The 11237-nt window shown below is 59.4% G+C and carries 9 protein-coding genes; 2 read left to right on the forward strand and 7 right to left on the reverse strand.

Annotated features, from left to right (window positions below):
• Positions 1–173: 173 nt before the first annotated feature.
• Positions 174–2153 (forward strand): Lon protease family protein, encoded by a 1980-nt coding sequence (locus ACVDHI_RS17440; RefSeq protein WP_041215150.1) that lies wholly within the window; start codon positions 174–176, stop codon positions 2151–2153.
• A 78-nt stretch (positions 2154–2231) separates the two neighbouring features.
• On the forward strand, positions 2232–2792 hold the full coding sequence (fabA, locus tag ACVDHI_RS17445; RefSeq protein ID WP_010674758.1) for a 3-hydroxyacyl-[acyl-carrier-protein] dehydratase FabA: 561 nt from the start codon (positions 2232–2234) through the stop codon (positions 2790–2792).
• 80 nt (positions 2793–2872) lie between these two features.
• On the opposite strand, the gene rmf is transcribed toward fabA, so the two are convergent.
• From rmf to pyrD, 7 genes are all read right to left on the reverse strand, one after another.
• Positions 2873–3052: a ribosome modulation factor gene (rmf, locus tag ACVDHI_RS17450; protein WP_005315693.1), complete on the reverse strand. Its 180-nt coding sequence runs from the start codon at positions 3050–3052 to the stop codon at positions 2873–2875.
• 157 nt (positions 3053–3209) lie between these two features.
• Positions 3210–4859 carry a DUF3466 family protein gene (locus ACVDHI_RS17455; protein WP_010674760.1) on the reverse strand — a complete coding sequence of 550 codons (1650 nt, stop codon included), beginning with the start codon at positions 4857–4859 and terminating at the stop codon, positions 3210–3212.
• 8 nt (positions 4860–4867) lie between these two features.
• On the reverse strand, positions 4868–6778 hold the full coding sequence (uup, locus tag ACVDHI_RS17460; protein ID WP_029314544.1) for an ATP-binding cassette ATPase Uup: 1911 nt from the start codon (positions 6776–6778) through the stop codon (positions 4868–4870).
• 72 nt (positions 6779–6850) lie between these two features.
• A complete protein-coding gene (locus ACVDHI_RS17465) occupies positions 6851–7078 on the reverse strand; it encodes a glutaredoxin family protein (protein ID WP_010674762.1) in 228 nt (75 codons plus the stop codon).
• Positions 7078–9249: a bifunctional 23S rRNA (guanine(2069)-N(7))-methyltransferase RlmK/23S rRNA (guanine(2445)-N(2))-methyltransferase RlmL gene (rlmKL, locus tag ACVDHI_RS17470; RefSeq protein WP_447212331.1), complete on the reverse strand. Its 2172-nt coding sequence runs from the start codon at positions 9247–9249 to the stop codon at positions 7078–7080. Before rlmKL ends, ACVDHI_RS17465 begins: the two co-directional genes overlap by 1 nt.
• A 308-nt stretch (positions 9250–9557) precedes the next feature.
• On the reverse strand, positions 9558–10094 hold the full coding sequence (locus ACVDHI_RS17475) for a cell division protein ZapC (RefSeq protein WP_041211431.1): 537 nt from the start codon (positions 10092–10094) through the stop codon (positions 9558–9560).
• An 85-nt stretch (positions 10095–10179) separates the two neighbouring features.
• Positions 10180–11190: a quinone-dependent dihydroorotate dehydrogenase gene (pyrD, locus tag ACVDHI_RS17480; protein WP_143237545.1), complete on the reverse strand. Its 1011-nt coding sequence runs from the start codon at positions 11188–11190 to the stop codon at positions 10180–10182.
• Between the last annotated feature and the right edge of the window lie 47 nt (positions 11191–11237).

Genomic DNA, 11237 nt, shown 5'->3' on the forward strand with positions numbered 1-11237 from the left:
GAGGCTTTCCGAGTCTGAGGGAAGCGAACGCCGCAGCGCCCCCCTGGTCTAGTGGCCTGTGCGACCGCGCATAATGTATATTATGTTAAATTGAATATCTTGGTATTCTGTCACCCTCAACCGAACTGTGTATAATGGTGGCAATTGATCCTATCCCCGACCGGATGTCTTAAGTGGCTGAATTAACATCAGAACAATTAAAACCCGCTTTCTCGATTGAGCAGTTCCCCACACTGGGCGAACTCGACCCCATTCCGTTTGCCGCCCTGCAACCCAGAGCGATTTCGGGTATCAAACGGCTGGCCAGTTTTGATGGTGACTGCCCGGTCATGATCCTCAACGGTTTCCCCGGTGCAGATTACGAGAATGTCTGCCAGACCCTGATTGCCTCTTCGAATGGCAAGGATGGCGACCTGTTCGATCTCTGTTATACCGAGAATCTCAACAACCCTTTCAAACCCATCTGGCTGCGCCTGCAACCGGGCTCGGGTTTCGAGTTCTGCGAGATGGTCGGCGAGCTGCTCAAGCTGATGAGCCACCATCTCGACGCCGAGCGGCTGGTCACCCGGATCATCCGCAAACAGAACAACGACCCCAAGATCGTGGATTTCCTCTCCGATCTGGCCGCCCATGTCGCCCAGGGCCTCGAGTTCCAGCACCCGGTGCTCATCAACCTGCTGATCCATCATGAGGATCAGCAAGCCCCTGTCGTCTACGGCCGCGACCTGAACTGGGATACCTTGTTCGGCTCCATCAACTATCAGACGGAACAAGGCTCCGTCTACGCCAACCAGCACCTTTTGGAACCTGGTCTGCTGCGGGAAGCCAACGGTGGTTACCTGGTACTTCAGCTTGATGAGCTGCTGGATCAGCCTCATCTCTGGTTCAAGCTCAAAAACGCCATGCAAAAAGGCGAGCTGGACTGGAATGCCTATCAGGAAGGCAAGACGCTGACGCCGTTCTTCACCCCGGAAGCGACCCCCATCCGGTTCAAGTTGATCCTGGTCGGTGACAGGCTGGACGTGGCGGAATTCCAGATGCTGGACAGGGATATGGCGGAGCGTATCTTCCTGCGTGCCGATCTGGTCTCCGAAGTGAACATCGAGGAAGATCTCCCCGCCTTCCTGCAATATCTCGCCTGGCTGCGAGCGCGCTGGGCGCTGCTGGATTTCACCCCAAGTGCCCTCCTCGCCCTCTGTCGCCATGCCAGCCGCCTGTGTGACCACCAGGAGTGGCTATCCCTCTCCGAGGTACAGCTCGGCGCCATCATGCGCATGGCCGACAGCTTGGCCCGCGAGCTGGAAGCGACCTGCGTCACTGACGAACATATCCTGCTCGCCCTGGAAGAGCAGGATTACCGCCTCAACTATCTGGTGGAGCAATCGGATCAGGGTGTCATCGACGGCCAGATCCTGCTGCAGACCGACGGGGAAGAGGTTGGCCAGATCAACGGCCTTTCCGTCATCCAGGTGGCTGGCCATCCCTATGACTTCGGGGAGCCGGTACGCCTCACCGCGACCGTCCACCTCGGGGATGGCGATGTGGCTGACATCGAGCGCAAGGCGGAGCTCGCCGGTCACATTCACGCCAAGGCGATGATGATCATCCACGGCTACCTCTCCAACAAGTTCGGCGCAGAGAACCCCTCGCCGCTCTCGGCCAACCTGGTGTTCGAGCAGTCATACCACGAGATCGATGGTGACAGCGCCTCCCTGACCGGCCTGTGTGCCCTCCTCTCCGCCCTCGCCCGCCAGCCCATCTATCAGCACTTCGCCGTGACCGGTGCGGTCGACCAGTTCGGCAATGTGCAGGCCGTTGGCGGCGTGAACGAGAAGATTGAGGGCTTCTTCCGGGTGTGCAAGATCCACGGTCTCACCGGCAAGCAAGGCATTCTGCTGCCAGGCACCAACGCCCAGCAGCTCAACCTCTCTGATGAAGTGATCGCGGCAGTAGAGGCCGGCCAGTTCCACATCCACCCGGTGGATCACGTGGAAGAGGCAATCGAGCTGCTCACCGGCTGCGTCGCTGGCGAACCGGACATGCCGGATACCCTGTTTGGTCGCATCCAGGAGAGACTGGACGAACTCAATGGCACGGCAACAAAGAGTGGCGGCCTGCTGCGCAGCCTGCTGGACCGGCTGCTTGGCCGTTAAATGAAGTGATCGGAGTTGTTTGGCGAACATCTGTAAGCTAAATTGGCCCGGCTTTGACCCATATGAAGGATAAACAGCGTGACCCTAGATAACGACACCACTGATCCCCGCCTCTCCCTGTGCGAACAAGGCAAAGAGTCCTTTACCCGTGAAGAGCTGCTTGCCTGCAGCCGTGGCGAATTATTTGGTGAAGGTAACAGCCAGCTGCCCGCCCCCAACATGCTGATGATGGATCGCATCGTCAAGATTAACGACCATGGCGGCGAGCACGGCAAGGGTGAAATCCTGGCTGAACTCGATATCACGCCGGATCTCTGGTTCTTCGACTGCCACTTCCCCGGCGATCCCGTCATGCCCGGCTGCCTGGGCCTGGATGCCATGTGGCAACTGGTCGGCTTCTTCCTGGGCTGGAAAGGGGGTCCTGGCAAGGGACGTGCGCTGGGTGTCGGTGAAGTCAAGTTCACCGGCCAGATCCTGCCGACGGCCAAGAAGGTCACCTACAAGATCACCTTCAAGCGCGTCATCAACCGCAAACTGGTCATGGGCATTGCCGATGGAGTCGTGGAAGTGGATGGTCGCCCCATCTACAGCGCCACCGATCTGAAAGTGGGCCTGTTCAAAGACACCACCGCATTCTGATCCTGCTCCTGGGTGAGCAGAGACAACGTAAAGGGGCCACGATGGCCCCTTTCCTTTTGTAATGAGTGATGAAGTATCGGTTACTTCATGAAGAGGCCTGAGCCTCGCCCTTCCATGGCATCGCGCCAACCACCAAGCCAATGGCCCCTGGCATCCAGGCACTGGTACGGACACGCTTCTTTCTGTTTGCCGACTACGCCAGCCTGATAACCACGAGCGCGAGCTCTCTCCAGACGGTCCCGTTTCTGTCTCTTCATCATCTACGACCCTCTTCGTGGAACAAAAAAAGCGACCAGTTTTTCACCGGTCGCCTTCATCTTTACCCCAGGGGGGAGGCAGGGTCAAACAAAAAATTCCATGCTATTCAGGGGTTGTGACACAAGATACTGAACTGCATTAATTTTTGATGACACTTATTTATCGCTGATAGCGACGCAGCCAGGCAAAGGGCAGCGCCAGCAGAGTCAACCAGAACAGGCTGCCGCCACCGCCCTCGCCGCCATCCTGACCGGTCTGGTTGTTGACCGGCGCATTGCTGACCACATAGCTGGCCGGGGCATTGCCCTGATAATCCGCCACGGCCGGCGTCAGTTTGACGGCGACCACGGTGGCGTTGGCGCGTTTGTTGAGGTCGCTCTCGCTGTCATAGCGATACGCCGTCGCGGCAATGGTGCCGTCGCTGCTGATGCCGCTGGCATAAGCGATGTGATAGTACTTGCCGTTCTGGGCACACTGCTTGTTGCCGGCGTCATCCTTGCCACAGATGAGATCGTTCAGATACCAGCTGTTGGCCGGGGCAGCCGCGTTCAGCAGGAAGGCTTCCTGCATGCGGTTGGTGCCATTGACCACCGGTTGGGTCTGATGGCGGGAGTCGCGCCAGCCAACCACCATGTTGTGCTCGTTGATGGCGGCCGCTTCCGAGCCTGCCCCCGAGACCGGCTTGTCCTGGAGAGGAAGGCTGGCCGCCGTACCCGGCTTGCTCAGGTTGAACAGGAACATCTCCACCGGGCGGTTCTGGCCCTTGTTGATGCGATAGCGCTGGTTGCCGATCACGTAGCCGTTGTCGTTGACGGCCACGGCCCAGCTGTGTTGCAGCTTGGCATCGTCCTTGCCAGGCTCGCCATCCGGCAGCGGGATGATCTTGGTGGTGCCCACGGTGCCGGCAGCCGTATCCAGGGTCCAGTAGCTGGCGAGGTTGCGGCCATCCAGATCACCAGTGCCCACCTCCCCGGTGGAGCTGTAGCCCACGCCGTAGAGGGTGCCGTTGTACTTGGCCACGCCCAGTGCAGAGGCGGTTTGCAGCACCTCGTCACGCTGATGGCCATAGGTGCCGGCCTGCATCAGCTTGTTGAACCCGCCCGAGCTGTTGAGCAGCCAGAAGCTCGCCTGGGTATCGACCCCGGGGCAGTAGCGGAAGTCACCGTACTGGCTGTCATTGCCCGTCTCGAAACACCACTTGTAGAAGTCACCGCCCACCTTGTGGCGATACTTGTCGCTGGCCGCGGTACCGGTCACTAGGTACTGACCGTTGTCCAGCTTCTTGATGGATGTGGGGACGCTCAGGCCGTGGGTGCTGGCCGCATCCTTGAGCTCGACCGGGTTGCCGTCATTGACCACGGCAAAGGCGGTGCGCAGCTTGCCATTCATCTTGTAACCGACCCGATCCTCCGGAACATCCCCGAGGGCCGTCACCAGGCCATCGACCTCGGAGCTGGTCACGTAGCCCAGGTTGCTGCGTTGATCCACCTTGTCCAGGAAGTCGCGACGCCACTGGTAGGCAAAGCCCGAGTTGTCGCTCCAGAAGGAGTTGCAGACCGAGTTGGAGAGCATGCAGCCCTGCTCGAAACGGAAACGATCGACCAGGAAGTCGGCAAACCGCACGGTGGAGAAGTATTCCGCCATGTTGTTCTTGGTGTTGAGCCCGATGAGGCCGTTGGCATCGCCGCTGATCCCGCTGGCATAGCCTTTGACTTCGTCATCGACGATGGTGAAAAAGGAGCTTTGTGCCGCCTGCGCGTTGAGGCTGGCGCCGACCAGGATGGCCAGCATGGATAATTGCTTTTTCATCTACTTCCTTAGTCTTGATGTTTCAACGCTTCCAACTCCTCCCAACGGGAGAAGGCGTGTTCCAATGCGGCCTCTGCCGCATTCAATGCATCCAGTTTGGGCTGGGTCTGCTCTGCTGGCAGGGAGAAGAAACCGGGGTGGTTAATCTCGGCCTGCAGGGCATCGAGTTCCATTTCCAACTGTTCCAGCCGGGCTGGCAGATTATCCAGCTCCAGTTGCAACTTGTAAGAGAGTTTTCGTGTTTTTTTCGCAGGCTCCGCTGCCGACGCGACAGGCTCTGCCACCTTGACCGGGGCCGGCTTGGCCGTCTGTTGGGCGGCCTGCAAGGCTCGTGTGGCCATCATGTCGGCGTAGCCCCCGACATAATCGCTGATCCGTCCATCCCCTTCAAACAGCCAGCAGCCGGTCACGGTATTGTCGATGAAACGGCGATCGTGGCTGACCAGCAGCAGGGTGCCCGGGTAATCGGTGAGCAGCTCTTCCAGCAATTCCAGCGTTTCGACATCCAGGTCGTTGGTTGGTTCATCCAGAATCAACAAGTTACTGGGCTTGAGGAAGAGTTTGGCCAACAGTAGACGGTTTTTCTCGCCCCCTGACAAGGCCTTGACCGGGGTGCGCGCCCGCTTGGGCTCGAACAGGAAGTCCTGCAGGTAGCCAAGGATGTGGCGGGAGCGGCCGCGAACCATCACCTCCTGCTTGCCCTCCCCCACGTTGTCCACCACCGTCTTCTCGGGGTCGAGCTGCTCACGGTATTGATCGAAGTAGGCCACTTCCAGGTTGGTCCCCTGGCGCACCGAGCCACGGCTCGCCTCGAGCTGGCCCATCAGCAGCTTGATCAGGGTCGACTTGCCGCAGCCGTTGGGGCCCACCAGAGCAATCTTGTCCCCGCGCAGCACCTGCAGATCCAGTCCCTGGAACAGGGTGCGATCACCAAAGTCCAGCCCCAGCCCCTCGGTCTCGAACACCAGCTTGCCGGAGCGGCCCGCCTCGTCCAGTTGCAGCTTGGCCTTGCCCTGCAGTTCCCGGCGCTGGGTGCGCTCCATGCGCATCGCCTTGAGGGCCCGCACCCGTCCCTCGTTGCGGGTACGACGCGCCTTGATCCCCTGGCGCACCCATACCTCTTCCTGGGCCAGCTTGCGGTCGAACTCGGCGTTTTTCAGCTCCTCGACCCGCAGCCACTCCTCCTTGCCTTGCAGATATTCGTCATAGTTGCCGGGCCAGGAGGTGATCACGCCGCGATCGAGATCGATGATCCGGGTCGCCAGCTTGTGGATGAACTCCCGGTCGTGGGAGATGAAGACGATGGCGCCGCGAAAGTCCTTGAGGAACTCTTCCAGCCAGTTGATGGCATCGATGTCCAGGTGGTTGGTCGGCTCGTCCAGCAGCAACAGGTCCGGGTCACACGCCAGGGCGCGGGCCAGAGCCACCTTGCGCAGCCAGCCGCCAGACAGACTGTCGAGCGTCACATCAGGGTCGAGATCAAGCAGGGTCAACACCTGATTGATGCGGGTTTCGTACTGCCAGCCGTTCTGATAGTCGAGCTGCTCCTGCAACTGGCTCATGGTGCGAATGTTGGCATCGGAAGGGTCGTGCGCCAGGGCGTGGGAGACATGGTGGTACTGCTTGAGCAGCTCCCCTACCCCGGCCAGCCCTTCTGCGGCGTAATCGAACACGGTGATCTCGCTCGAGGCGGGCGGATCCTGCTCGAGGCGGGTCACTTTCAAATCTTGTTGCAACACCAGACGGCCGTCGTCCAGCGGCAATTCGCTGGCAATCACCTTCATCAGGGTGGACTTGCCCGCCCCGTTGCGACCCACCAGACAGAGGCGCTCGCCCCGCTCTATGGTGAGCTCGGCATGGTCGAGCAGCGGAAAATCACTGAACGACAGGGACGCGCCGTGCAATGTCAAAAGAGCCATGTTTGTTCCTTGTTGCTTATGAAAAAACGGGCGGCAGCGTGAATCTGCCCCCGTTTTGTCGTCAAATCCTGCTCACCCCTGTGCCAGCCAGCCTTGCAGCTCCCCCAGGGTGAAGGGCCAGCCCAGCTCCCGGCCGGCACTGTCTTGCAGCACCGGGATGCGCACCCGGTAAGCCTCGAGCCAAGCCTCCTCCTCCAGGATGTCGCAGCGGCGGGTCTGCGCGGCCATCCCGGCCTGTTCCACCAGCGTCCACGCCTGTTCGCACAGGTGGCAGCCGTCGGTGTGAAACAGGGTCAGCATCAGCCTTGTGCCTCGGCGTGGGTGATGACCCAGCAGTTGTGAATATGCTGGTTGCGCTCGAAGTCCTTGGGCCGGGTCTTGTTCGTGATGTTCTGCGCCTTGAGACCGATGGCGTCAAGGCCGGCCAAGTCCATCTTGAAGTGGCGCTTGTTGTTGGAGAAGACCAGGGTGCCGTCCGCCGCGAGCAGGCGCTTGAGGTGCTGCATCAACAGCAGGTGATCCCGCTGCACGTCGAAGCTCTCGTCCATCCGCTTGGAGTTGGAGAAGGTGGGCGGATCGATGAAGATGAGGTCGTACTGCTCGTCGGCTTCCGACAACCACTTCAGACAGTCCGCCTGCACGAACTTGTGCTCGCGGCCCACCAGCGAGTTGAGGCGCATGTTGTCCTGGGCCCAGTTGAGGTAGGTGCGCGACATGTCCACCGTGGTGGTTTCGCGGGCGCCGCCGAGCCCCGCGTGCACGGTGGCACTGCCGGTGTAGGCAAAGAGGTTCAGGAAGCGCTTGCCCTTTGCCATCTGGCCCAGCATGCGGCGGGTCTGGCGGTGGTCGAGGAAGAGGCCGGTGTCCAGATAGTCGTAGAGGTTGACCCAGAGGCGTGCACCGTACTCCTGCACCTCCATCCGGTGCTGCTCTTCGGAGAGCTTCTGGTACTGCTGTTTGCCTTCCTGGCGCTCGCGCACCTTCAGGATCACCTTCTCGCCGTCCATGCCAGTCACCTTGATGGCGGCCTGCACCATGTCCAGCAGACGCTGGCGGGTCTTCTGGGCGGGGATGTCCTTGGGCGCAGCGTACTCCTGTACCACCAGATAGTCCTGATAGCGGTCGATGGCGGCGTTGTACTCCGGCAAGTCGGCGTCATAGAGGCGGTAGCAATCGAGGTTCTCCTTGCTCGCCCATTTCTCGAGGGTCTTCAGATTCTTGCGCAGACGGTTGGCAAAGTCCTGGGCCACCTCTTTCTGGGAAGCGACGGCATCGAGGGCGATCTGATAGTTGCGCAGCTGGCACTCGAGGGCGCCGTTGAACAGGCGATACTGCTTGTCGGCACGCAGGCGCAGGCAGCTCAGGAGTTCGGGAGAGGCGGAGAGAATGGTGACCTTCCACCCCTGGAAGCCGCGGCGCAGGGCATCGCCAAGGGCCTGATGCACTTCCAGCAACGCCGGGAACTCCCCAAGACGCTCGCCATAGGGCGGGTTGGAGATAAGCATGCCGACCTGACGGCTCTCCCCTTCCACAGCCGGCATCGGCAGCGGGTTTTCCAGCTTGGTGACATCGGCCTGCTTGAAGGTGATGAGATGGGCCACGCCGGCGGCCTTGGCGTTGTCACGGGCCTTCATCAGGACCCGGGTATCCGCATCGCAACCGAACAGTTTCACCTCGCAGCGCTGCATGCCGCGCTTGGCACGCACCTGGGCTTCCATCATCAGACTCTGCCACAGTTCACCATCGTGTTGCAGCCAGCGATCGAAACCGAAGCGCTCGCGGCGCAGGGCCGGCGCCATGTCGGCAGCGATGAAGGCCGCTTCAATCAGCAGGGTACCGGAGCCGCACATGGGGTCCATCATGGGCTCGCCGGCCCAGCCGCTGCGGGCAATCATGGCCGCCGCCAGGTTCTCTTTGAGGGGCGCCTCGCCGGTGCCCTGGCGATAGAAGCGCTGGTGCAGCGCCGGGCCTGACAAGTCCAGCGTGATATTGGCCTTGCCTTTGCCAAGGTGCGCCATGATGCGAATGTCCGGAGACTTCTTGTCCACATCCGGGCGCACGTGACCGCGCTTGGTGAAGCGATCGACGATGGCGTCCTTGATCTTCAGGGCGCCGTACTGGGTATTGCGAATGGAGGCGTTGGTACCGGTAAAGTCCACCGCGATGGTGGCGGTACCGGAGAAGTGCTCCTCCCAGGGAATGGTATGAGCCCCGAGGTAGAGGTCCAGATCGTCGTTCATCTGGAACTCGGAGAGCACCAGCACGATACGGGAGGCAAAGCGGCTCCACAGACAGGCCTTGTAGCCGATGGCCAGTTCGCCCTTGAAGTGGACGCCAGCCACGGTCTCACGGACCTGCTCCGCACCCAGATTGGTCAGCTCGACGGCCAGCAGGTTTTCCAGCCCCTTGGGGCAGGTTGCAAAAAATTCTTTCATCACGCTCACGGGGATGCCATAAAAATAGTGCCGCATTATACCTTATCGGCCCGCGCTCGGCACTCGAACCTTGGACAAAGGCGCCATATAAACGGCAAGAGGTGCGGCAAACGCTCCCCTCCCCCTTGCGGGCGACAGGATCCCGCTCTTGGCTGGCAGCTGTCTACCATCACATTCGTAAAGAATTCGAAAATCTTGCCCGGGCCAGGCAGAAAACGGTCGTGACGACCAGACGAAGGAGAAAATACAAATAATGGAACAAGAGAGAGACTGAGCGCTTAAATATCAGACCAATATAGCAGGCCTATAACGGACTTATTCGTCGCCATATAACGGCCCCATCGTCAGCCCACTTCCCGATATTGTGTCTGTGCCCGGACTCTGGCTTGCATCCGGTTATTCATCACCTTGATCACGGCAAAGCGCGGCAGCGTCTTGCTGTTGGTCAGCACCAGCTCGTCGGTCAGGTTCAGGCAAACGCTCGCCTGATCGCCGGCTTCGATGACCATGAATTCCCCCCGACCGTGGGGCGTATCCATCCACACCAGGGATCCCATCTCTGGAATAACATGAGCCTGCTGTTCATGAAAGAACCAGCTTTGCGGCATCAGGGGTTTATAAAAACGGCTGACGGCGATGGCATTGAGGACCAGCTGGACCTGGTGGGGCGTACTCCAGTCGAGTTCAGCGGCCTTGTCCATCAACTGGTAATAGAGGGCGGCATCATCCACACAAAAAGGCTGGGTGGTGAAAGAACAGGGAACAAGTTGCCGACCTTTATATTCGGTGGCAAATATCATGCGATCGGACAAATCCAGCATCAGGCGATCATCCTGAGCGTCATAATGCCACTGCCAATTGTCATTGGGTTGAATACACATGGTGGTGCCCTTATCTAAGCCGTCCCTCGACTTTATTCCATGTCGAGAATTTGAGCAACGTTAAATAAGGGCAACCGGTTATTTTTTAAATATGGGTAACGATCTCTTTGACCAGACCCGGCCCTTTATAAATAAAGCCGCTGTAAATCTGGACAAGACTGGCACCCGCTGCCAGTTTTTCCCGAGCCGCCATGGCACTGTCGATACCACCCACACCGATAATGGGCAGGGCGCCGTCGAGGGCCTTGGCCAGGTGGCGGATCACCTCGGTGCTCTTGTGCTGGAGCGGGCGGCCGCTAAGCCCGCCGGCCTCTGCGGCATGGGGCATGTCATATATCATCTCCCGCTCCAGAGTGGTATTGGTGGCGATGACACCGTCAATACGGTTCTTGATCAAAGAGGCGGCTACCTGATCTATTTCATCGAGTGACAGATCCGGGGCAATTTTCACGGCCAGCGGCACATACTTTTTATATTTCTCGGCCAGCTCCTGTTGACGCTGTTTCAATGCGGCCAGCAGTTCATCCAGTGCATCGCCATATTGCAATTGACGCAGACCCGGGGTGTTTGGTGAGGAAATATTGACCGCAATATAACCGGCATGGTCATACACCTTGTCCATGCAGAGAAGGTAATCATCCTTGCCCTGCTCGATGGGGGTGTCCTTGTTCTTGCCGATATTGATGCCGATCACCCCCTGATATTTGGCCTCTTTCACCTTGGCCACCAGGTGATCGACTCCCTTGTTGTTGAATCCCATTCGATTGATGATCCCCTCGGCCGGGATCACCCGGAAGAGACGAGGCTTGTCATTGCCGCTCTGGGGTCTGGGGGTCACGGTACCGACCTCGATGAAACCGAACCCCATGGCGCCGAAGGCATCGATGCACTCCCCGTCTTTATCCAGACCGGCGGCCAACCCCACCGGATTGGCAAAATTAAGCCCCATGACGGTGACGGGGCGTTTGGGCAGAGAGTGGCGGAAGAAACAATCAAGCGGGGTACCGAGAAGGCGGGGCAAATATTTGATGGAGAGATCGTGAGCCTGCTCCGGATTGAGTTTGAACAGGAAATGCCTGGCGAGTGGGTACAGCATGCTTGCTCCTTAAAAAAAGCCCCGGCAACTGGCCGGGGCTTTTGGGG

The organism is Aeromonas sp. 25-248 (assembly GCF_053005425.1).